17 protein-coding genes are annotated in these 22,126 nt (G+C 61.2%); 9 read left to right on the top strand and 8 right to left on the bottom strand.

Going from position 1 to position 22,126, the window contains the following annotated elements:
* The first annotated feature begins 211 nt into the window (after positions 1-211).
* The 4 genes from HJB83_RS07440 to HJB83_RS07425 all read left to right on the top strand — a co-directional run bounded on the left by HJB83_RS07440 (position 212) and on the right by HJB83_RS07425 (position 5,563).
* Positions 212-1,600, top strand: a complete 1,389-nt coding sequence (locus HJB83_RS07440; RefSeq protein WP_207583707.1) for a multicopper oxidase family protein — start codon at positions 212-214, stop codon at positions 1,598-1,600.
* A 159-nt stretch (positions 1,601-1,759) separates the two neighbouring features.
* Positions 1,760-2,905, top strand: a complete 1,146-nt coding sequence (rnd, locus tag HJB83_RS07435) for a ribonuclease D (protein ID WP_221115254.1) — start codon at positions 1,760-1,762, stop codon at positions 2,903-2,905.
* 132 nt (positions 2,906-3,037) lie between these two features.
* Positions 3,038-4,099, top strand: a complete 1,062-nt coding sequence (locus HJB83_RS07430) for an adenylate/guanylate cyclase domain-containing protein (RefSeq protein ID WP_221115255.1) — start codon at positions 3,038-3,040, stop codon at positions 4,097-4,099.
* 105 nt (positions 4,100-4,204) lie between these two features.
* Positions 4,205-5,563 (top strand): esterase-like activity of phytase family protein, encoded by a 1,359-nt coding sequence (locus HJB83_RS07425; protein ID WP_221131511.1) that lies wholly within the window; start codon positions 4,205-4,207, stop codon positions 5,561-5,563.
* Between the two features lie 286 nt (positions 5,564-5,849).
* Here HJB83_RS07425 and ppx read toward each other — a convergent pair whose 3' ends face one another.
* The 4 genes from ppx to HJB83_RS07405 all read right to left on the bottom strand — a co-directional run bounded on the left by ppx (position 5,850) and on the right by HJB83_RS07405 (position 11,483).
* Entirely contained in the window at positions 5,850-7,370 is a 1,521-nt protein-coding gene (gene ppx / locus HJB83_RS07420) for an exopolyphosphatase (RefSeq protein WP_207583703.1), read from the bottom strand.
* Between the two features lie 11 nt (positions 7,371-7,381).
* On the bottom strand, positions 7,382-9,586 hold the full coding sequence (locus HJB83_RS07415; protein ID WP_207583702.1) for an RNA degradosome polyphosphate kinase: 2,205 nt from the start codon (positions 9,584-9,586) through the stop codon (positions 7,382-7,384).
* A 66-nt stretch (positions 9,587-9,652) separates the two neighbouring features.
* Complete coding sequence (gene hdaA, locus HJB83_RS07410; protein WP_207583701.1) at positions 9,653-10,366, bottom strand: DnaA regulatory inactivator HdaA; 714 nt, start codon at positions 10,364-10,366, stop codon at positions 9,653-9,655.
* Positions 10,359-11,483 (bottom strand): AI-2E family transporter, encoded by a 1,125-nt coding sequence (locus HJB83_RS07405; RefSeq protein WP_207583700.1) that lies wholly within the window; start codon positions 11,481-11,483, stop codon positions 10,359-10,361. Before HJB83_RS07405 ends, hdaA begins: the two co-directional genes overlap by 8 nt.
* A 246-nt stretch (positions 11,484-11,729) precedes the next feature.
* Here HJB83_RS07405 and purM point away from each other — a divergent pair, with 246 nt between their 5' ends.
* A complete protein-coding gene (gene purM / locus HJB83_RS07400) occupies positions 11,730-12,803 on the top strand; it encodes a phosphoribosylformylglycinamidine cyclo-ligase (RefSeq protein WP_221115261.1) in 1,074 nt (357 codons plus the stop codon).
* Positions 12,800-13,471: a phosphoribosylglycinamide formyltransferase gene (purN, locus tag HJB83_RS07395; protein ID WP_221131510.1), complete on the top strand. Its 672-nt coding sequence runs from the start codon at positions 12,800-12,802 to the stop codon at positions 13,469-13,471. Before purM ends, purN begins: the two co-directional genes overlap by 4 nt.
* Positions 13,472-13,605: 134 nt before the next feature.
* On the opposite strand, the gene HJB83_RS07390 is transcribed toward purN, so the two are convergent.
* Both HJB83_RS07390 and HJB83_RS07385 read right to left on the bottom strand, forming a co-directional pair.
* Positions 13,606-14,700 (bottom strand): acyltransferase, encoded by a 1,095-nt coding sequence (locus tag HJB83_RS07390; RefSeq protein ID WP_221131509.1) that lies wholly within the window; start codon positions 14,698-14,700, stop codon positions 13,606-13,608.
* 363 nt (positions 14,701-15,063) lie between these two features.
* Entirely contained in the window at positions 15,064-16,233 is a 1,170-nt protein-coding gene (locus HJB83_RS07385; RefSeq protein ID WP_207583697.1) for an alpha-D-ribose 1-methylphosphonate 5-triphosphate diphosphatase, read from the bottom strand.
* A 221-nt stretch (positions 16,234-16,454) separates the two neighbouring features.
* Here HJB83_RS07385 and HJB83_RS07380 point away from each other — a divergent pair, with 221 nt between their 5' ends.
* Together HJB83_RS07380 and HJB83_RS07375 are read left to right on the top strand one after the other, a co-directional pair.
* Entirely contained in the window at positions 16,455-17,075 is a 621-nt protein-coding gene (locus HJB83_RS07380; RefSeq protein WP_259669589.1) for a PadR family transcriptional regulator, read from the top strand.
* 4 nt (positions 17,076-17,079) lie between these two features.
* Positions 17,080-18,378: an NAD(P)/FAD-dependent oxidoreductase gene (locus HJB83_RS07375; protein ID WP_207583695.1), complete on the top strand. Its 1,299-nt coding sequence runs from the start codon at positions 17,080-17,082 to the stop codon at positions 18,376-18,378.
* 67 nt (positions 18,379-18,445) lie between these two features.
* On the opposite strand, the gene HJB83_RS07370 is transcribed toward HJB83_RS07375, so the two are convergent.
* Together HJB83_RS07370 and HJB83_RS07365 are read right to left on the bottom strand one after the other, a co-directional pair.
* Positions 18,446-19,036 (bottom strand): NUDIX domain-containing protein, encoded by a 591-nt coding sequence (locus HJB83_RS07370; RefSeq protein WP_207583694.1) that lies wholly within the window; start codon positions 19,034-19,036, stop codon positions 18,446-18,448.
* The gene (locus tag HJB83_RS07365; protein WP_221131508.1) at positions 19,033-21,237 is read right to left on the bottom strand and encodes a molybdopterin-dependent oxidoreductase; all 2,205 of its coding nucleotides are present in this window, start codon (positions 21,235-21,237) and stop codon (positions 19,033-19,035) included. Before HJB83_RS07365 ends, HJB83_RS07370 begins: the two co-directional genes overlap by 4 nt.
* Positions 21,238-21,253: 16 nt before the next feature.
* Here HJB83_RS07365 and HJB83_RS07360 point away from each other — a divergent pair, with 16 nt between their 5' ends.
* Entirely contained in the window at positions 21,254-22,126 is an 873-nt protein-coding gene (locus tag HJB83_RS07360; RefSeq protein WP_207583692.1) for a 23S rRNA (adenine(2030)-N(6))-methyltransferase RlmJ, read from the top strand.

Below are 22,126 nucleotides of genomic sequence, written 5' to 3'. Positions count from 1 at the left end.
AGAACCCTCAAGCGCCGACAAGAAAATCGGGCGGAAAAGCGCATGGACGCTCCGATTTGTCAAGGCTTGGCGCGTGCCACCCGCGCGTTTGGCACCCGTTTGTGGCGGGGGCGCGCCCCATATGCCGCGGCAGATTGGCCGCACTTCCCGTATTGATGAAGGAGCGGGTCAACTTTAAAAGGATTTGGCATTATCACTGTGGAGCCTCCGCATGCCTCTCCTGACCCGCCGCAACCTTCTCAAGGCATCCGCTGTCGCGGGCGCCTATGGCGTCGGTATCGGCATTGCCGGTAAATTCGGGCTTGCCGAGGCAGCCCCCGAGCCGCAGCTGCTGACGGCGGTAAAGACCGAGGCCATGCTGACCGAGGCGGGACCGACCCGGGACATTATGAGCTGGGGCCAGGACGGCATGCCGCCGGTTCTCCGGATGAAAAAGGGGCGACCCTATGCGGCGCGGCTGAAAAACGAACTCGACGAGCCGACGACGATCCACTGGCATGGGCTTCGCATCGACAACCGCATGGACGGCGTGCCGTTCATGACGCAGCCCTACATCTATACCGGCGACAGCTTCGACTATGCCTTCTCGCCGCCCGATGCCGGCACGTTTTGGTACCATCCGCATTGCAACACGCTGACGCAGATGGGCCATGGCATGACCGGCGTCATCGTCGTCGAAGATCCGGCTGATCCAGCATTCGATGCGGAAATAGTGCTGAACCTGCGTGACTGGCGGCTCGGCGGCGACGGGCAGTTCATCGCCGCTTTCAAGCCGCGCGACGCTGCCAAATCGGGGACCTACGGCACCGTGCGCACCGCCAACTGGCAGCAGGAGCCGCAATATGACGCGCCCGCGGGCGGGCTGGTGCGGCTGCGCATCGCCGTCACCGACGTGACGCGGATCTTTTCACTGAAGATGGAAGGGGCGGTTGCGAGCGTAATTGCGATCGACGGCAATCCGGTACCGAAGCGTTTTCCGCTCGATCTCCTGCAGATCGGCCCAGGTCAGCGGCTCGATCTTGCCGTGCGCATACCGGACAGCGAAGGCGCTGTCGCGACGCTCGAAGATATACGCGGCACCACGCCGAAGACGATCGCCAGCCTGCGCGCAGTCGGATCATCGTTGAAGCGCGATATCGGCGATCTCGGGCCGCTTGCCGAAAATCCGGTGGCGAAGGCGGATCTTTCCGCCGCCGAGCAGATCCCGCTGGTGCTGAGCGCCACGGCCGAGAACACCGCCGTCGAGAGCATCTGCGGCACGCTCGGCTACAGTTTCTGGGCAATCAACAAGGTGCCGTGGCCGGGCGACACGCCCGATCCGACAGCACCGCTGGCGGAACTGAAGCTCGGCAAGAGCTATGTCTTCAACCTAGAGAATACCACGCCGCACGCACATCCGATCCATCTGCACGGGATGAGCTTCACGGTGATCTCCTCGACCAGGCAGGTGATGCCGCTCGTCTCCGATACCTATCTCATCCAGCCTGACGAGAAGGTGCAGCTCGCCTTCGTCGCCGACAATCCGGGCGACTGGCTGCTGCATTGCCATATCATCGAGCATCAGAAAACCGGGATGACCAGCTATCTCAGGGTGAGTTGAGGCAGCGTGCGCTCGTTGCGACGGCGGCGGTCTTGGCCTTGCCTCAGTTTCGACGTGATTCTTGCCCAGCAATGCTCGAAGCGTATGCTGTTGTATTGACATATCGAAGCGAAAGGAGAAGGAAGGTTCAACCGACCTTTTCCTTGCGAATGAAATGATATGATCGAAACCACCGCCGATTTGGCGGCCGCCTGCAAAGAGCTGGCCAAGTCCGACTTCATCACCATCGACACCGAATTCCTGCGCGAGACGACCTTCTGGCCGGAGCTTTGCCTGATCCAGATGGCAAGCCCGACAACCGAAGTTCTCGTCGATCCGCTGGCCAAGGGCATCGACCTCACCCCCTTCTTCGAGCTGATGGCCGATCCGAAGGTGCTGAAGGTCTTTCACGCGGCGCGTCAGGATATCGAAATCATCTTCAATCGCGGCAATCTCATTCCGCATCCGATCTTCGACACGCAGGTCGCCGCCATGGTCTGCGGTTTCGGCGACAGCGTTTCCTATGACCAGCTGGTCAGCCGGATCAAGAACGTCCACATCGACAAGTCGTCGCGCTTCACCGACTGGAGCCGCCGGCCGCTTTCCGACAAACAGCTGGAATATGCGCTGGCCGACGTCACCCATCTGCGCGATGTCTACCTGTCGCTGAAGGCGGAACTCGATCGCGAAGGCCGCACCTCCTGGCTCTCCGAGGAGATGGACATTCTCGAGGCGCGCGAAACCTACGACATGCATCCCGACGATGCCTGGCAGCGGCTGAAGATGCGATTGCGCAAGCCGCAGGAACTGGCGATCCTGAAATATGTTGCCGCTTGGCGCGAACGCGAGGCGCGGGCGCGCAATGTGCCGCGTTCGCGGGTGCTGAAGGATGATGCGATCTACGAGATCGCCCAGCAGCAGCCCAAGGATACCGAGGCGCTTGGCCGGTTGCGTACCATTCCGAAAGGCTGGGAGCGCTCGACCTCCGGCGCCGCCGTCATCGAGGCCGTCAACACAGCACTCGCTCTTCCGAAGGCCGATATGCCACATGTGCCGCGCCAGGCGCAGGCGCCCGAAGGGGCCGCTGCTGCCGTCGAACTGCTGAAAGTGCTGTTGAAACTGATTTCGGAAAAGCACGGGGTGGCGCCGAAGGTGATCGCCAACAGCGAGGATCTCGACAGGATCGCCGCCGAAGGCGAGAAGGCCGAAGTCTCTGCCCTGCACGGCTGGCGGCGCAATCTTTTCGGCGAGCCGGCGCTGCAACTAATCCAGGGTGAGATCGCTCTGCGCTTCGTCGACCGGAAGGTCGAGACCATCAGCCTCTAGCGTGATTTCAAAGTGTTACAGCTCCGCACGTCTGTCTGACGCGCGGAGCTGTAAGACCGCATCGAATTCGCTTGACGCTTTTTTCCCAGCTGAAACAATGGCTGGAAGAACCATTATTTGGCGAAGGACGGCATGCGGGAAATATCTCCGACGCAGAACTGGATCCTGATCACGATCGTTCTGGCCGCCAGCGGCGTCGTCTATGATCTGATGTTCTACTCCAATCAGACGCCCGTTGTCGGCGCAATCTTCGCGCTGTTCATCGGCATGCCGATCGTCGCCTTCGAGCGCAAGGCGCTGTTCCGCGGGATGTACAGACGTATCCAGAGGCTGCCGACCTTCGCCTTCATCATCAGCGAACTGGTGATCTACGAAATCCTGATGAGCCTCGGCTTTGCCTGCGCCGCACTGCTGCTCTCGGCAGTCGGCATCGTGAAGCCGACGTCGTTCCTCGATCTCGTCATCATGCCCTACGAGGTCTTTCTCTATGCGCTTGCCGTCTGCTCGGCGCTGATCTTCATCCTGCGCGTGCGGGAACTGCTCGGCCGCGAGGTATTCCTCAGCATGCTGGTCAGCCGCTATCGCAATCCGGTCAGGGAAGAGCGTGTATTCCTCTTCATCGATCTGGTCGATTCGACTGCTTTTGCCGAAAAGCATGGCGACCTCCGCGCGCAGCAGCTGCTGAGCTCGCTGTTTGCGACCTTCGCCGAGCCGGTCAGGCGCCACAAGGGCATGATCAACGACTATGTCGGCGATGCGGCGATCATCACCTGGCCGCTTGCCCGCGGCGTCAAGAATGCGCGTTGCGTGCGCTGTATGTTCGACATCCTCGCCGATATCGAAGCCAATGCCGCCGGCTGGCGGAAAAGCTACGGACATGTACCGAAGCTGCGGGCCGCTCTTCACGGCGGCGAGATCATCACCGCCGAAATCGGCGTCGACCATCACAAGATCAGCTATTTCGGCGATACGGTGAACACCACCGCCCGGCTGGAGACGCTCTGCCGCACTCTGAACCGGCCGGTGCTGATCTCCACTGAGCTTGCCCGACGCATGAACTTTCCCGACGACATCGCTTGCGAGGATCTCGGCACCCATGCCGTCAAGGGACGCGGCCAGGCGCTCGGCGTCATGGCGCTTTCTTCGCGTGCGGTCACCGTGCTGAATAAGCCGGCGGTCATTCTGCACGGCTGAGCGACCGTTCTGCTGCGCGTCACCAAAGCTTCACCCAACCGTCAATTCGCTGACACGGAAGCCCTGCTAAGCGGAAGCCATTCGCATCCGTTCCATGGGGATATTATGAAGACCATTCTTTTTGCTTCCGTATCGCTTTTCATTCTGGTCGCGGGCTCCGCTTACGCCGACCAACAGCAGTTCCCGGCCAAGCTCGCCGGCCAGGCGATCCTTCCTGCCAACACCATGGTTCCAGCTCCGGCCGATGCTCCTGAGTTCCTCAAGCATTCCGGCAAGTTCACGACGGCGGACCGCAAGCGCACCGAGGCGCTCGGCACGGTGCCCGGCAAGGATGGCGCACGCGTCACCGAACTGAAGCTTCCCTTCGACGGTCAAGCGATCCAAGGCTTCTCGGGCATCAAGACGATGGCCGACGGCACCTTCTGGACGCTCACGGACAACGGCTTCGGCTCGAAGGCCAATTCCTCCGACTCCATGCTCTTCCTGCACCAGATGAAATTCGACTGGGCGACCAACAAGGCTGACGTCGTCAAGAACCTCTTCCTCTCCGATCCCAACAAGATCGCCCCCTTCCCGATCGTGCTCGAAGGCACCGACACGCGTTATCTCACCGGCGCCGACTTCGACATCGAATCGATCCAGCCGGTTGCCGACGGTTTCTGGCTCGGCGACGAATTCGGTCCTTATATCCTGAAGTTCGACACGGCAGGCCGCCTCACCGACGTCATCGCGACGACGCTCGACGGCAAGCCGGTGCTTTCGCCCGACAATCCGCTGATCCAGCTTCCGGGCAACCCGACCGCGAAGATGCCGGTCTTCAACCTGAAGCGCTCCGGCGGTTTCGAGGGCCTCTCCATGTCTAGGGATGGCTCCAAGCTCTACGGCCTGCTCGAAGGCGCCATCTACAAGGATGACGGCCAGATGGAAACGGCCGATGGCCACACCGCCGTCCGCGTGATCGAGTTCGACGTCGCCGCCAAGAAGTGGACCGGCCGCAGCTGGCTCTATCCGTTCGAAGACAAGGGCGTGTCGATCGGCGACTTCAACATGCTCGACGACAGCACCGCTCTCGTCATCGAGCGCGACAGCGGCGCCGGCACCAAGGACAAGGCCTGCGCCGACCCGAAGCAGCCAAAGCCGGATTGCTTCGAAGCCCCGGCCGAGCTGAAGCGTGTCTACAAGATCGAGTTCAACGACGCCAATGTTGGCAAGGCCGTCCGCAAGATCGGCTATATCGACCTCCTGAATATTCAGGACCCCGACAACAAGAAGAAGGCCGGCAGCAAGGATGGCGTCTACGACATGCCGTTCGTGACGATCGAAAACGTCGACCGCGTCGACGCCACCCACATCATCATCGGCAACGACAACAACCTGCCCTTTTCAGCCGGCCGCGCCGTCGACAAGGCCGATAATAATGAGTTCAGCCTGCTTGAGGTTGGTGAGTTTTTGAACGCGAAGTAATTTGGGTTTGATGGGAGATGGAGGGGCGGTGCGTGAGCGCCGTCTTTTTCGTCTGGTTGGGCGGGTACATCGTACGGCATGCCGTGCCAGCCCCCCCTCTGCGCTACCGGGCATCTCCCCCACAGGAGATCACAAGCGGCTTGGCCTTCCCACCTCTCTACCGTTTCGTCGCGCTGCAACGGCAATTGTTTTGGGAAACCGTTGCGCCCAGCCGATCTCCCCACCTGTGGGGAGATGGCCGACAGGCCAGAGGGGGCCGGCACGGCACAGCGACCGTTGCACCGCCCTACTCGAACAGAAACGCCAGCCGTTTGTTCGTCAGCTTCGACAGCTGCTGCAGGCGGCCGTCCAGGCGTTCGCCGGCGAAATCGCGGTATTCGGGGGGCACGACGAATTCGAGGTCGATGTCCGGGTTCGACGACTTGCGGAAGATCAGGTTCTTGACGATTCCGGGCATCGAGGCCGAGAAGAGGTAGACGACGCGCAGCATGCCGCCGAGCAGCTTGGCGCGCTCGATGAACTGGGGTGTGGCGATCTGCGCCAACGGGCCTGTTGCGCCGTCGTCGTGTAGCCCTTCGAAACGGTAATAGTTGCTGAGCGCGATGAAGGCGCGGCCGGGATGGCTGATGCCGACGAAGGAAGAGTGAGCGATGACGTTCAACGCCTGCAGGCCGCGATAGTCGGGATGGGCACGCCAGCTGATATCGGCAAGCAGACAGGCGGCCTGACGGTAGCGGCTTTCCTCTTGCGTTTCCTGGACGCCAAAGAGAGGCATCATGCGGCCGGTCCATTCCGCCAGTTCGCGGGCATGCTCGGGCGAACGCGCACGCAGGATCGCCAGTTCGCCGGCAGCGGCAAGCAGCGGATCAAGGCGACGTTCGCCCTCCGACAGCAGCGAATAGAGATATCCCTCACGCACACCCTGCGCCGAGAAGGAAATCACCGACGGCTTCATCGCGCTCAGCACTTCCTTCATGGCGACGGCGCCGAAGGGCAGCAGCGAACGGCGGTGCTTCGACACCGCCTGCAGCGCCGGCTCCTTGGAATCGCGCGCGCTGACCACCTGTTCGAGGAACAGCATCATCGCTTCGAGCGAGACCTCATAGCCCTGCATCATGTGCAGCGGATAGTTGGTGAGCTCCATGTGCAGCTTGGCGATATTTCGCCAGGTGCCGCCGACGGCGTAGAAGGTGCGCCCCTCGCCTTTCGACAGCAGCTTTGCCGTCTTCACCTGCTTGCGGGCAAAGGTCCGGGCTTTGGACAGCGAGCCGCCGGCATATTCCGACAGGCGCAGGCCGCCGAGCGGCAGCGTGATGCCCTTGCCGACTTCCTTGCCCCTGATATCGATCAGCTCCAGCGAGCCGCCGCCGAGATCGCCGGCGATGCCATCGGGATTGTAAAAGCCGCTGATGATCCCGAGCGAGGCGAATTTCGCCTCCTCCTCGCCCGAGAGCACGCGGACCTTGCGGCCAAGGATGGTTTCGGCCTGATGGATGAAATCAGGACCGTTGCTCGCCTCGCGCGCGGCGGCCGTCGCCAATACATACATGGTGGCGGCGCGCGCCTGATCGGACAGCGCCTTGAAACGGTGCAGCGCCACCAAAGCCCGGCTGACGCTGTCTTCATCCATCTTGCCGCTAAGGGCAATACCCCTGCCGAGGCCGCAGAGAACCTTTTCGTTGAAGAGGACGGTTGGCGAACGGGACATGCCTTCGTAGACGACTAGACGAATGGAATTCGATCCAATATCGACGACGGAGACCGGGGCGATCCCCGGAAGGCGCCCCTGGGCTTCAGATTCAACCATTTGGTCCAGTTTTACTTGTTGTTGCGGCCTTCGAGCAGGCCGGCGATCAGCTTCGGCGCACTGGACTTCAGAGCTTCACCACGGCCCGACAGGCTCGGATTGGTCATGAAATACTGCTGCGCATTGAACGGTTCCTCGCCCCTGCGCACTTCCATGCGCCGCGACGTACCGTCGGGCAATATCTCGTAGCTTTGTTGATTGTCAATCACGTTGCCGAGCATAATCTGTGACAAGACCTGCTCGTGAACGGTCGGATTCGTCAGCGGAACCATGGTTTCAACGCGGCGATCGAGGTTTCTCGGCATCATGTCGGCCGAACCGATGTAAACCAGCGCCTTGTCGGACGGCAGGCCGTGGCCGTTGCCGAAACAGAAGATGCGGCTGTGCTCGAGGAAGCGGCCGATGATCGACTTGACGCGGATCTTTTCCGAAAGGCCGGGCACCTGCGGACGCAGGCAGCAGATGCCGCGCACGACGAGATCGATCTCGACGCCGGCATGGCTGGCGCGATAGAGCGCATCGATAATGTCGGGATCGACAAGCGAATTCATCTTCATCCAGATCGCCGCCGGGGCGCCGTTCCTGGCGTGCTGAATCTCTTCGTCGATGTGGCGCAGGATACGCGGGCGCATCGTATAGGGTGAGATGGCGAGCTGCATGCTCTGTTCCGGCTCGCCATAGCCGGTGATGAAATTAAAGATGTTCGCCATGTCGTGGGCGATGACCGGATTGCAGGTGAAATAGGACAGGTCAGTGTAGATCTTCGCGGTGATCGGGTGGTAGTTGCCGGTTCCGAGGTGGCAATAGGTCCTGAGCTTGCCTTCCTCGCGGCGGACAACCATCGACATCTTGGCGTGGGTCTTGAGTTCGATGAAGCCGAAGACGACCTGCACGCCGGCACGCTCGAGATCGCGCGCCCAGCGGATGTTCGCCTCTTCGTCGAACCGAGCCTTGAGCTCGACCAGCGCCGTCACCGACTTGCCGGCTTCGGCGGCGTCGACCAGCGCGCGGACTATCGGGCTGTCGTTGGAGGTGCGGTACAGCGTCTGCTTTATCGCCAGGACGTCAGGATCGCGCGCAGCCTGGAGAAGAAACTGGACCACCACGTCGAAAGATTCGTAGGGGTGATGGACGACCATGTCCTTTTCGCGGATGGCGGCGAAGCAATCGCCGGCATGTTCGCGGACGCGCTCGGGAAATCGCGCATTGTAGGAAGGAAACCTGAGATCCTCGCGCGGCGCCTTAGTGATCTCGGACAGAGTGTTCAGCGCCAGAAGGCCCGGCAGAACGGCGACGCGATTGTCGGGGATATTAAGCGCCTGAACGACGAACTGGCGCAGCGAGGCCGGCATTTCCGAGTCGGTCTCGATACGGATGACCTTGCCGCGGCGGCGCCGCTTCAGCGCCGTTTCGAAGAAGCGGACAAGATCCTCGGCCTCTTCCTCGACTTCGATATCGCTGTCGCGGATGACGCGGAACGTACCGGAGCCCTGCACCTCGTAACCCGGGTAGAGCCGGTGGATGAAGATGTTGGCGACATCTTCCAGAGTGATGTAGCGGATCGTGTTTCCATCATCCGGCAAACGGACGAAGCGGTCGAGCGCCGGCGGCAGGCGCAGCAACGCCGTCATCGGATCGCGGCCATTCTTGCTGACGAGTTGCAGGCCGATCGAGAAGCCGAGATTTGGAATGAACGGGAACGGATGGGCCGGATCGATCGACAGCGGCGTCAAGACAGGAAAGATCGCCTGTTCGAATTCGGCGGCCAGCCACTGGCGATCGGCATCGCTCAAAGCGCCGGGGCGGACGATCAGGATGTCTTCCTTGGCGAGATACTGCTGCAGCACGGCCAGCGAGGCCTGCTGCTCCATCTGCAGATGGTCGATTTCCTGCAGGATCGAATCGAGCTGCTCGGCCGGCGTCTTGCCGTCGGGGCTGCGGATGACGATGTTCTGGCGCACCTGGCCCTCGAGGCCGGCGACACGCACCATGAAGAATTCATCGAGGTTGGCGGCCGAGATCGACAGGAAGCGAACGCGCTCGAGCAGCGGATGCTCGGTATTCAACGTTTCTTCCAGGACGCGGCGGTTGAACTGCAGCCAGGAGAATTCTCGGTTGATGAAGCGCTCGGGGCTCTTAAGCAGCTCTTCCAGCGGGGGAGTGTTGTCGTTGGATTGCGGAGTAAGTTCCTGATGTTCTGCGACTGCGCTATCCATAGACCGTTTACCCCGCTCTCAATCGCCGAAGGCAATTATATCAGTTTCACGACGGAACTGTGACAGTCAATCGGCCGGCTCCGAATTTCCCAATTCATTCAATACTTCGGCGGCCAGAGACCGGGTGATTTTCGTGCCCCGCGACAGGGCCAGCCGGTCAAGCCTTTCGACGATCGTCTGGGCGGCATTCAGCGACCGCTCCATCCGGTTAACGATATAGAGCACGAGTTTGTCATCTATATAAAGCTGCCGGTCGGCAAAGAGCTTGACGATCACCTGCGACAACAACGCCTCGTCGGGTTCGCCGATTTCGACGACGGTTGCAGCTTTCAGGCGCGAGCGCAGATCGGGCAGCAAAACCGGCCAGGACATCGGCCAGAGACGGCTGGTCATCAACAGCCCGGTGCCATTTTCGCGCACGCTGTTGATGACGTGAAACAGCGCATTGTCGTCGAAGCCAAGGCGGTCGGCGTCCTCGAACAGTACGGGACCGGCGGCGGCAGCAACCGCGGCGTCTGAGCCAAGTTCGGGATGGATGTCGACTGCGCCGCTCAGTTCCCGCCAGATGCGGGCGAGATGCGATTTTCCCGAACCGACCGGGCCGGCGAGCACGACGACCGGCGATGGCCATGCCGGCCAGGCATCGACGATCGAAACGGCGGCGGCGAGACGCTCCGAGACCAGGAGGTCGTCGCGCCCGCTTGCAGCATCGTGCAAAAAGACCAGCGGTAGCTGCTCTCCGGCCTTGCGCTTCGGATCAGCGTTGTTCACGTCATTCATTGGGAACTGATTTCGTCTTTCGGGTGCGGCCAGTGGGCGACACGCCAAAATAAAGATCGCTCTGAAGGTAACGCGAAAGCGCGAAACGAACAAGCACGCCGACGGCGGCGGCGGCCGGCACGGCGACCAGAAGACCGACGAAACCAAAGAGCGCGCCGAAGGCAAACAGCGCAAACATCAGCCAGACCGGGTGCAGGCCGACGCTGGAGCCGACGAGCTTCGGCTGCAGGATATTGCCCTCGAGGAACTGGCCGCTGAAGAAGACGGCGAGCACCAGGCCGATCCAGGGATAATTCGGCCAGAACTGGACGATCGCCACGCCGATGGCGAGGACGAGGCCGACCATCGAGCCGACATAGGGAATGAAACTGATCATGCCGGCAAAGAGCCCGATCAGCAGGCCAAAATTCAGGCCGACGAGAGACAGGCCGGCGGCATAATAAATGCCGAGGATGAGGCAAAGCGAGCCCTGGCCGCGGATGAAGCCGGCGATCGCCTGGTCGATCTCCTTGGCGATCTGGCGGACATCGCTGATATAATCGCGCGGGATCCATTGATCGACCTTGGCGACCATGCGGTCCCAATCGAGCAGGATATAGAAGGCGACGACCGGAGTGACGACAAGCAGCGATATGACGTCGACGATCGCCTTGCCGGAATTCCAGATCTGCGCGAAGAGCCCGGTCAAGAAGCCCATGCCTTCGGAGAGGATTCCGGAGAAATTATCCTTGATCGTGCCGGCCTGGCTCTTGACCCAATCCGGCAGCAGCGAATTCTGCGATTGGCTGATGAACTGCTGCAACTGGCTGATATAGGTCGGCAGACGCTCGGCGAAATCGTTGAACTGGCTGACGAGCACGGGAATGAGGATCATCAGCGCCAGCGCAAAGATAATGACGAAAGAGATGAGGATGCCGACCGTCGCCATCATGCGGCTCAGGCCCAGACGCTCCAGCCGATCGGCCACCGGATCGAGGAAATAGGCGATCGCCATGCCGGCGATGAAAGGCAGCAGGATCGAGCTGAAGACATAGAGAAAGACGATGAAGAAGACGAGCACTGCCAGCCAGAAGAATATCTGACGCTTGAGACTGTTGCCGCTGACTTGCTGTGGCATCGCTTCCCCGCTGTTCGCTCGCCGCCGACCAAAAGCCGCATCCGAACCGGAGCGGCCATTCAGCACATAGGATGCAGGCGCAAAGATGGTCAACCCTGCCGCGCCAAATCCCGAAAAGGCTCGGGGAAGACGCGGGAAATTGGGGGCTTTTGCCATGCGGCGCTTGCATAAAGGCCCCTGTCATGCAATTGCGACCGGCAGATGACGCGGCGCGTCTGCCGCCAGAAATAGCCATCGGAGACCAGCATGAGCCAGTCTGGGAAAAACGGCCTGACATACAGCGATGCGGGCGTCGACATCGATGCCGGCAACCTCCTCGTCGAGAAGATCAAGCCGGCGGTGCGCTCGACGCGCCGCCCCGGCGCCGACGGCGAGATCGGCGGCTTCGGCGGGCTGTTCGACCTCAAGGCCGCCGGCTTTACCGACCCGGTTCTGGTCGCCGCCAATGACGGCGTCGGCACAAAGCTGAAGATCGCCATCGATGCCGATTACCACGACACCGTCGGCATCGACCTCGTCGCCATGTGCGTCAACGATCTCGTCGTGCAGGGCGCCGAGCCGCTATTCTTCCTCGATTATTTCGCCACCGGCAAGCTCGACCCCGACCAGGGCGCGGCCATCGTCGGCGGCATTGCCGCCGGCTGCCGGCAGGCCGGCTGCGCGCTGATCGGCGGCGAGACCGCCGAAATGCCCGGCATGTATTCCTCCGGCGACTACGATCTCGCCGGTTTCGCCGTCGGTGCTGCCGAACGCGGCAAGCTGCTCCCCTCCGGCGATATCGCCGAGGGCGACGTGATCCTCGGGCTTGCCTCCTCCGGCGTCCATTCGAATGGCTTCTCGCTGGTGCGAAAGATCGTCGAACTGTCCGGTCTCGACTGGGATGCGCCGGCGCCGTTCGCCGACGGCAAGAAGCTCGGCGAGGCCCTGCTTGAGCCGACCCGCATCTATGTGAAGCCGCTTCTGAAGGTGATCCGCGAGACCGACGCCATCAAAGCGCTGGCGCACATCACCGGCGGCGGCTTCCCGGAAAATATTCCGCGCGTGCTGCCGAAGCATTTGGCGGCCGAGATCGATCTTGCCGCCGTCAGGGTTCCCAAGGTGTTTTCGTGGCTCGCCAAGACCGGCGGCGTCGAAGCGAATGAAATGCTGCGCACCTTCAACTGCGGCGTCGGCATGATCGCCGTCGTCGCCGCCGAGAATGTCGCGGCCGTTTCCGCCGCACTCGAAGCCGAGGGCGAGACCGTCGTCACGCTTGGGCGCATGATCGCCCGCGATGAGGGTTCTGCCGGCACGGTCTATAAGGGCACGCTTGCCATATGAGTTCGCCGCGCAAACGCGCCGTCGTCTTCATATCCGGCGGCGGCTCGAACATGATGGCGCTGATTGCGGCGGCGAAGGCCGCCGACTACCCCGCAGAAATCGTCGGCGTGATCTCCGACAAGGCCGATGCCGGCGGGCTCGCCAAGGCGGCAGCCGAGGGTATCGCCACCTTCGCCTTTCCCCGCAAGGATTATGCCAGCAAGGAAGCGCACGAGGCGGCGATCTTTGCCGCGCTCGACACGCTGTCCCCCGACATTCTCTGCTTGGCAGGCTACATGCGGCTGCTGACGCCTACCTTCATCCAGCGTTATGAAGGCCGGATGCTCAACATCCACCCTTCCCTGCTGCCGCTGTTTCCGGGCCTGCATACACATCAGCGGGCGATCGACGCCGGCATGCGGATCGCCGGCTGCACGGTGCATTTCGTCACCGAAGGCATGGACGAAGGGCCGGTGATCGGCCAGGCCGCCGTCCCGATTCTCACAGGCGACACGGCCGAAAGCCTTGCCGCGCGCGTGCTCACCATCGAACACCAGATCTATCCGCAAGGGCTGCGGCTCTTTGCCGAAGGCCGCGTGACGATGGAAGGCGGCAAGGCCGTCGGCGCCAAAGCTTCGGCCGCTGCGCCCCAGGCCCAACTGATTTCGCTGATCGGCGACCGCGCTTAGGGCAACAACGACCGTTCCAGAGGCAATGACGGCGCCGAAGGATGTGTCGCGGCGGCGAGACCTGCCGCTACACTGCCAAGCAGGACGACGATGCTGAGGGCGACCGCCGTCAACTTCCTATTCAAAGGCGTCACTTATATCTCTGTCGAAAATTTCCGACCGATGTAGGCGCGAATCGGTTCATCGAAACGGGTGGATAGAAAATGTGCCGCCCCAACGGCAGCTAAGAGGGTGCCGCTTACCGCAATCGGCAATGGCACACTTCCGTCGCCAAGGTTTTGGAACTCAGCGCCGAGTCGAATGATGGGCTGATGAACAATATAGAGCGGATAGGACAACCGTCCCAGATATGCCGCTAACGGCCGCTCCTTGTTCAGCGGAACTGCAACCGCTAGCACGACCACGATCGGAATTATGATAGCGATACAGAAGAAATCGTACATGTTTTTGGAGACAGCAAAGGGGAAAAATAAAACCCCTATCAGGATGAAAAGCGGGATCTGAGGTGGAACCGTTCCGACAAGACGACTGATTTTCCAGCGAAAAATCAGAACACCACCAAGGAACGAAAAGCCGACCCTGACAAATCCTTCAAGGAACGCTTGCCAGCTGGCAAAGCCGACCGGACCAATAGAACCTTCGAGGGTGACGACCAGGAAAAGCGCTGCTGCCAATAATATGAGCGCCGCTGCCTCATGCTGGAAACGAATTCTCCGGCGAGCGGCTGATCCGTACACCCCGCTGGCGAACATCTCAAAACAGAGCGACCAAAGTGGGTTGTTGATCGCGAACGCCTCTTGCCCCGCCAGAAGCCCTAACGGCAATAGGAGTAGTGCACCTAGAGCCAGAATCGGGACGTCGGCGAGTGGGATACTCGGTGTTGAAGTAAATAGCGACGCGACAACGCCCAAGCCGACACCAGCCACGATCAAGGGGTAAAGGCGCAATAGACGCTTCAGGAAGAATGCACTGCTCCGCAGAACGCCCGACTTTAATTTTTGATCGTACCTATGAGCGAGAACGAAGCCGCTAAGGCAAAAAAAGAAATCCACGGCCAGAGAGGCGTGGGAATTAAGGCCGAATCCGAAAGCCTGGCTGGCATGCAAGAGAACCACGGATAGCGCAGCTACCCCCCGAAGTTCATCCAGAAAGAAAAAGTAGTTCTTCAATTTGCGAGCCTTGCTAGCGAGACTCGCATCACCAAACCGTATGGTACGCTGAGCCACCATCGTGCAGTCCGACCGGGACTTGGCAATGGCTCACCCAAACCTTGGCTCATCATATCGAGATCCCCATCAGCTGGCGCTGGGATAGTGATGCCGTGTGACAAGTCAGAATCGTCGACGGCGTCGACTCTCTCGATCGAGGCATTCGGACTCAACGTTTGCCGGTCCCAAAGCTATTCATATTTCCCCAGCCCAGTGGCCCGCCGGACGGAATCCAGCGCCCTGAAGTTGCAATTGCGGTAACCGTTGTCGATGAGCGTAGATTACAAATTGAATTTTCAATTGCAAGTGAAATTTATGCGCTCACTGGACGAGTGATGCACCGTGACTTCGCAGACGTTCCAGGCACCTCAGCAGGGAGTTGAGCTATGCCGCCAGCGCATGTATAGGATGCAGCGTGCCGTCGCTGTAGACGAAGCGGCCGGCGCGGAACGTCGCACGGATGCGATGGACCTCGCCTGGCTCAACCACGACCAGATCGGCGCGCTGGCCGATGGCGATTTCGCCGCGATCCAGGAGGCCGGCGGAGCGGGCGGCATTGCCGGTGGCCATGGCGACGGCGGCCGGCAGTCCACCCTCCACCATGTCGGCGAGCTTGAAGATGCCCGGCACGAAGGCGGCCGGGTGATAGTCGGCGGCGATGACGCTGAGGAGACCGGCCCTTGCGGCATCGAGGGCGCTGAGATTGCCCGACATCGACTGGCCGCGCAGCGCGTTCGGCGCTCCCATCAGCGTCCAGAGGCCGCGCCGGCGCGCCTCCTCTGCGGCGGGCGCCGTCACCGGAAACTCGCTGATGGTGACGCCGAGGTCGTGCATCTCGGCGACTTTTTCGACGCTGTCATCATCATGCGAGGCCAGCGACAGCTTGTGCTTCAGCGACAGCGCGACGATCTCCTTCAGCTTGGCCTCGATGTCAGGATTGTTGCGCATGGCGATGCGCTTGGCGACGATCTCGGCTGCCATTTCCTCGGAGACGGCGCGGCGCTCGGAAATGCTGAGGATGTAGCTTTGCAGGTTGTTGTACTGGCCCTGGCCCGGCGTGTGGTCGGTCAGCGAAACCATGTCGATCTGGTCGGCATTCAGCAGGCGTTCGAGCGCCGGAGCGGCGCCGACATTGGTGATTTCGTAGCGGGCGTGAACGCGGTGATCGATCAGCAGATTGTCGCGCAAGCGGTTGATGCCTTCGATGACCGCCGAGGTCGTCTCCAACGAGCGGACGTGACCATAGACGCTTTCGGTGGCGAAGGAGACGGCGGCAAAGGCCGTGGTGACCCCGGCGGCGGCAAGCTTCTTGTCGAGTTCATGAATGCCGAAATCGATCGGCATCGTCGCGTTCGGGCGCGGCGCGATCTCGCGCTCGATCATGTCGCCGTGCAGATCGACGAAGCCCGGCATCAGCAGCCGACCGCCGCCGTCGATCGCCGCCCCGGCAACCGGCTCCGGCCTGATCTCGGCAATGACGCCGTCCTCAACACGCACGGAACCTTCACTCACCACCTCGTTTGGGAGAACGAGGGTGAAATTGCTGAGCCACATGGGCTTTCTCCTGACCGCATCGGATGATTGACAGACCGCAGCGGATAGAACCGCTTCGTGACAGTCGTATGAAATTTCGAGCACACTCACCTTAAAGCGGAAACTTGCGCTTTGGAAATGGTCCGATGCGCCGCTCCATGAATTCACGGTCACCGATCCAACCGAGTACCCTGTCCAACAGCCAGTTGACTAGTTATAACTTAACTAGTAATACTATGACTATGACCTTAATCAAACGCTCACCAGTCGCGCTCGCTGTCCTTGCAATGCTCATGGAAGAGCCGCTGCATCCTTACCGAATGCAGCGGCTCATCAAGGAGCGCGGCAAGGATGAAGTGATCAACGTCACGCAGAGGGCGAGCCTTTATCAAACCATCCATCGGCTCGAGCGCGAGGCATTGATTGCCCAGCAGAAAACAGTCCGGGATGACAAGCGTCCCGAGCGGACCGTATACGAGATCACCGAAAAGGGCCGCGACGTTGCGCTGGCATGGATCCGCGAGATGTTGTCGACCTTGACGCGGGAATATCCGGAATTCCCCGCAGCCGTATCATTTCTTGCTCTGCTGACGCCGAACGATGTGTTGGGTCTGCTTGAGCACCGGGCAAAAGCCATCGAGTCGGAACTTCGGCGGATCGACGGGCTCCTGCGGGAGGCGCAGGCCGTACCAAGGCTCTTCCTACTTGAGATGGAATATCTCCGAGCGCTTCACGCGACCGAGTTGTCTTGGGTCAATGGCGTCATCGGGGACCTGCGCGCCGGGCGCATCACCTGGACAGACGAGTGGCTCAGGCAGATTGCCGTCGAGTTCTCCACCCACTCCAAGCTCGACAAGGACTAGCACCATGAAGGTTTTGATTATCGGCGCCGGGACTGGCGGTTTGGCACTCGCTCATCTGCTTAAACAGGCTGGCGTTTGCATTGCGGTGTATGAGCGCGACATCGCACCGAACGCCGACACCGGCGGCTATCGCGTCGGTATCAGCCCGGCTGGGAGCCGAGCGCTAAAGGCCTGTATACCCAACGAACTCTACGACCTCTATCTTACCACATGCGCCAGGTCGCCATGCTATTTCAACATGTTGACGGAACAGCTTGGTGAGGTGCTGAGCTTCGACATCGGTGATGCGGCTGCGAATACTCTTGACGGTGAAAAGAACGTCGTTCGAAAGACGCTGAGGCGGGTTCTGCTCAGGGGGCTTGAAGACAACGTCTCCTTCGGCAAAGCGCTTCAGGGGTACGGACGTAACGCCGACGGGTCCGTCACCGCTTGCTTTCAGGATGGAAGTCTGGCGACGGGAGATGTTTTGGTCGGCGCTGACGGCACGAACTCTGCTGTGCGCAGGCAATACTTGCCGGAAGCGCGTCTGGAAGACACGGGGATCGTGTCGCTCGGGGGCAAAATTCCTATGACGGTCGAGGCGAAAGCTCTGCTGTCGGACAAGATGCTGAAAGGCATGTCGATGATTATGGCGCCGATGGGGTTCGGCGCGATTATTCACTCGCTCGAGTTCGCCGACAGCCGCAGCAACCCTGATTTTGCCGCTCGCTGGCCGGATTTCGTCGAAGCGCTCGACGAGGACAGTATCGGCTGGGGCATCTGGGGCGCTCGGCAGAATTGCCCGCGGGATACGGCCGGCCTGAGCGGAGAGCAATTGAGAGAATTGGGCCTGGAGCTTGCTCGGGACTGGCATCCGCACTTGCGCGCGCTCATCCGTATGACGGAGCCCGCGACCATCCACGATGTCAAGGTCAGGACTTCCGTGCCGCTGAAACCTTGGACGAGTTCGAACGTCACACTGCTCGGTGACGCCGTCCATACGATGACACCTGGACGCGGCGCCGGCGCCAATACGGCGCTTCGCGATGCCGCTCTGCTTGGGCATATGCTGGTCGAGGCGGACCGAGCTCAAAAGCCGCTCGTCGAAGCCATACACGCCTATGAAGCCGAAATGCTTCGCTACAGTACCGAAGCAGTACTCGAATCGAAAAGGCATATGGATGCCAGCGATCCGGCTCATCGGCCGATTGTCGGTACAGTCCAGCTCGCTGCCATGCGCGGCGTCATGCGCATCATCAACGCAACACCTGTATTAAAGCGACGTGCCTTTCGGCAGATGATGCGAGTTCGCGGCGAAAACTAAGACGATCGCGGGTAATGGGATCGCCCCGCAGGCAATTTGGCGAACGAGGCCTCGATCGCCGCATCCGCTATCGAAGATCATTCCTGTTCAACATGGCCCATTGCAGCAGCATGATCGTCTTGGCGTCGAAGATCTCGCCGTCTTCGATCATTCCGGCGGCTTCGTCGAGCGGGACTTCGAGAACCTCGATATCCTCGTGCTCCTCGTCCAGGCCGCCGCCTTCCGCGACCCGGTCGGCGATGTCGATCAGGGAGACGAAGAAGTGGACGACTTCGGTGACCGCGCCCGGCGACGGGTAGCATTTGAAGAGGAAACGCGCATCGCGCAGGTGGTAACCGGTTTCTTCCATCGCCTCGCGGCGGATCGCCTGTTCGGGATGGTCGTCATCGAGAAGGCCGGCCGGCACCTCGATCATCCAGGCCGGATCGCCGTTCAGATGCACGGCAAGCCGGAACTGGCGGACGAGAACGACGAGATCCCGCTTCGGATCATAAAGCAGGATGCAGGCGGCGGGCGTGCGGTGATAAACCTCCCGCTTCAAGCGCTGGGTCGCGCCTTTGCGGTCGATATAATCGAGCAGATAACTGCTCAGCTTTGTCCAACCATTCGACAGCGTTTCCTCGCTGACGATCTTCACCCGCGATTTCGGCTGCATCATGCTGCGTCCCTGCGAAGCCAGACCTTGTTATCATGCACGGCCGCCCCGCCATAGGGCGCGACCGGGTCGGCGCCGGTCAAGACGTTGATACCCTCGCCATCGACATGCGCCTTGTTCGGCCAGAGGCCCTCGGCGATCAAAACGCCAGGTTTCACCTCGGTGGTGATGCGGGCGTGGATGCGCAGATCGCCGCGACTGTTGCCGATGCGGACGAGATCGCCGTGGGCGATGCCATTGGCTTCAGCGTCGGCGGGATTGATCATCACCTCAGGACGGCCTTCCTTCTGACGAGACGTCTTGGTCTCGGAGAAGCTCGAATTCAGAAAATTGCGGGCGGGCGACGTGGCGAGACGGAAGGGATGTTCGCGATCGGCAACTTCGATGACATCGACCTGATCGGGGAAAGCCGGAAGCTCGGCATGCGGCCCGAGCACGCCGATCGCCGCCGGCGGCTTGTTCGGCGCCGGCTGATTGATCCAGTCCGGGCGGAAATGGAACTTGCCATCCGGATGGGCAAAGCCGTTCAGATAATGCGCCTCCTCGAAAGCGGGCTGACGATCGAACCATTTGTGTTCGAGGAAATGGTCGTAATCTGGCAGGCCGCTCGATTCGAGGACGCGGTCGACCATTTCGCGGGCAGAAAAACCGAAGCCGGGTCGATCGGCGACGCCGAGGCGTTTGGCCAGTTCCTCGATGACGAAGAGATTGGTGCGCACGCTAGGTGGCGGCTCGACCAGCTTCGGCCCGAGCAGGATATGGTTCTGGCCACCGGCCCGGTAGATGTCGTCATGCTCGACGAACATCGTCGCCGGGATGACGATGTCGGCGATATCAGCCGTCTCGGTCATGAACTGCTCGTGCACGGCGACGAAGAGGTCGTCCCGGGCAAAGCCGCGTCTGACGAGGCGCTGTTCGGGAGCGATGTTTGCCGGGTTGGTGTTCTGGATCAGCATTGCTCTCACCGGGCCGCGATGGCGTAGCGCCACAGCATCGCCGGTGAGCACGCGGCCGATCTGCGACTGATCGAGCATGCGGATATCGGCATCCTTCATCGGCCGGCCGGTCAGCTCCGCATTGTTCATGCGGAAGATATCGCTGTTCGAATGGAAGGCGCCGCCGCCCTCATATTGCCAGGAACCGAGAACGGTGGCGATCGAGGCGGCCGCATGCATGGCTACGGCGCCGTTGCGCTGGCGGGTGAAGCCATAGCCCAGGCGGAAGAAGGTCTTTTTCGTCGTGCCGACGAGGCGGCCGAAGGCTTCGATCTCCTCGACCGAAAGGCCGGTGATATCTGCTGCCCATTGCGGCGTCCTGGTTTTCAGATGCGCTTCGAGCCCCGCGGGATCGTCGGCATATTTCGCCATGTAGTCACGGTCGGCATGGCCGTCGCGGAAGGCGATGTGCATGACGGCACAGGCAAGTGCCGCATCGGTGCCCGGCTTGACGATCAAGGCCATGTCGGCCTGCTTCATCGTCGGATTGTCGTAAATGTCGATGACGACGATCTTCGCGCCGCGCTCCTTGCGCGACCTGATGGCGTGGGTCATCACGTTGACCTGCGTCGAGACCGCGTTGGTACCCCAGATGACGACGCAATCGGTGCGGCCCATCTCGCGCGGATCGGGACCGCGCAGCGTGCCGGTCGCCATGGTGAAGCCGGTCCAGGCGGGGTTGGTGCAGATCGAAGAGAAGAAGCCCGAATAGCGCTTGGCATGGCGCAGGCGATCAATCGAATCGCGCTGCACCCAGCCCATGGTGCCGGCATAGAAATAGGGCCAAATCGCCTCGCTGCCGTCCCTTGCCTCGGCCTTCACGAAGGCTTCGGCGATCTCATCCAGCGCATCGTCCCAGGAAATCTGCTGCCACTGCCCTGCCCCCTTGGCGCCGGCGCGGCGCAAGGGATGCATCAGCCGCTCGGGATGGTAGAGCCGCTCGGCATAACGGGCGACCTTGGCGCAGATGACGCCGGAGGTATAGGAATGGTCGCCGGCGCCGCGCACGCGGCCGATGCGGCCATCCTCTGCTATATCGACCTCCAGCGCGCAGGTGGAGGGACAGTCGTGCGGACAGGCCGTGTGGCCTACCCTGGTGTCCGACTTCGGGGATTTGGCGTGGATGGGGGTCGCAATGTTCATGGCATTTGTATATTCCAAGGCTTGCACGGCCAAAAGCCACAAAACTTCCCCATGACGCGAATTCATACGGACATCAGCGAAAATGAACTACCGCCACATCTATCACGCGGGCAATTTTGCCGATGTGCTGAAACATGCCGTGCTGGCGCGGCTGATCCGCTACATGCAAAAGAAGGATGGGGCATTCCGCGTGCTCGACACGCATGCCGGCATCGGGCTCTACGACCTCTCGTCCGAAGAAGCGCAGAAAACCGGCGAATGGCTCGAAGGCATCGGCAAGCTGATGGAGGCCGATCTCGGCCCTCAGGTTTCCGAACTGCTGGAGCCGTATCTCTCCGCCATCCGCGAACTCAACCCTGAGGGCGGCGTCCGTTTCTATCCCGGATCGCCGAAACTTGCGCGGCTGCTGTTCCGGCCACAGGATCGCTTGTCGGCAATGGAACTCCATCCCGAAGATTTCGTCAGGCTGCACCGGCTGTTCGAGGGCGATCACCACGCCCGCATCACCGAGCTCGACGGCTGGCTGGCGCTCGGCGCGCACCTGCCGCCGAAGGAGAAGCGCGGCATCGTGCTCGTCGATCCGCCCTTCGAGGAAGAGGACGAATATCAGCGCCTCGCCGAGGGACTGGAAAAGGCCTATCGCCGTTTTCCCGGCGGCACCTATTGCCTGTGGTATCCGCTGAAGAAGGGTGCGCCGATCAAGGAATTCCACGAGGCGCTGCAGGCGCTCGACATCCCGAAAATGCTCTGCGCCGAACTCGCGGTCCGCAGCGACCGCGGCATCACCGGATTGACGGGCTCAGGCCTCGTCATCGTCAACCCGCCCTTCACGCTGAAGGACGAGTTGCATCAATTGCTGCCGGCATTGAAGGACCATCTGGCGCAAGACCGTTTTGCCTCGCACCGGGCCTTCTGGCTGCGCGGCGAGAACAAGGCGGCGATCAAGGACGATTGA

Source organism: Rhizobium sp. NZLR11, from assembly GCF_019685115.1.
Classification (GTDB): Bacteria; Pseudomonadota; Alphaproteobacteria; order Rhizobiales; family Rhizobiaceae; genus Rhizobium.
This window is presented reverse-complemented; position numbering and strand designations above follow the sequence as displayed.

Bases quoted from the DNA above. Each gene is read 5' to 3' on its own strand.
- HJB83_RS07440 (WP_207583707.1), top strand. From the start codon at position 212: ATGCCTCTCCTGACCCGCCGCAACCTTCTCAAGGCATCCGCTGTCGCG.
- rnd (WP_221115254.1), top strand. From the start codon at position 1,760: ATGATCGAAACCACCGCCGATTTGGCGGCCGCCTGCAAAGAGCTGGCC.
- HJB83_RS07430 (WP_221115255.1), top strand. From the start codon at position 3,038: ATGCGGGAAATATCTCCGACGCAGAACTGGATCCTGATCACGATCGTT.
- HJB83_RS07425 (WP_221131511.1), top strand. From the start codon at position 4,205: ATGAAGACCATTCTTTTTGCTTCCGTATCGCTTTTCATTCTGGTCGCG.
- ppx (WP_207583703.1), bottom strand. From the start codon at position 7,370: ATGGTTGAATCTGAAGCCCAGGGGCGCCTTCCGGGGATCGCCCCGGTC.
- HJB83_RS07415 (WP_207583702.1), bottom strand. From the start codon at position 9,586: ATGGATAGCGCAGTCGCAGAACATCAGGAACTTACTCCGCAATCCAAC.
- hdaA (WP_207583701.1), bottom strand. From the start codon at position 10,366: ATGAATGACGTGAACAACGCTGATCCGAAGCGCAAGGCCGGAGAGCAG.
- HJB83_RS07405 (WP_207583700.1), bottom strand. From the start codon at position 11,483: ATGCCACAGCAAGTCAGCGGCAACAGTCTCAAGCGTCAGATATTCTTC.
- purM (WP_221115261.1), top strand. From the start codon at position 11,730: ATGAGCCAGTCTGGGAAAAACGGCCTGACATACAGCGATGCGGGCGTC.
- purN (WP_221131510.1), top strand. From the start codon at position 12,800: ATGAGTTCGCCGCGCAAACGCGCCGTCGTCTTCATATCCGGCGGCGGC.
- HJB83_RS07390 (WP_221131509.1), bottom strand. From the start codon at position 14,700: ATGGTGGCTCAGCGTACCATACGGTTTGGTGATGCGAGTCTCGCTAGC.
- HJB83_RS07385 (WP_207583697.1), bottom strand. From the start codon at position 16,233: ATGTGGCTCAGCAATTTCACCCTCGTTCTCCCAAACGAGGTGGTGAGT.
- HJB83_RS07380 (WP_259669589.1), top strand. From the start codon at position 16,455: ATGACCTTAATCAAACGCTCACCAGTCGCGCTCGCTGTCCTTGCAATG.
- HJB83_RS07375 (WP_207583695.1), top strand. From the start codon at position 17,080: ATGAAGGTTTTGATTATCGGCGCCGGGACTGGCGGTTTGGCACTCGCT.
- HJB83_RS07370 (WP_207583694.1), bottom strand. From the start codon at position 19,036: ATGATGCAGCCGAAATCGCGGGTGAAGATCGTCAGCGAGGAAACGCTG.
- HJB83_RS07365 (WP_221131508.1), bottom strand. From the start codon at position 21,237: ATGAATTCGCGTCATGGGGAAGTTTTGTGGCTTTTGGCCGTGCAAGCC.
- HJB83_RS07360 (WP_207583692.1), top strand. From the start codon at position 21,254: ATGAACTACCGCCACATCTATCACGCGGGCAATTTTGCCGATGTGCTG.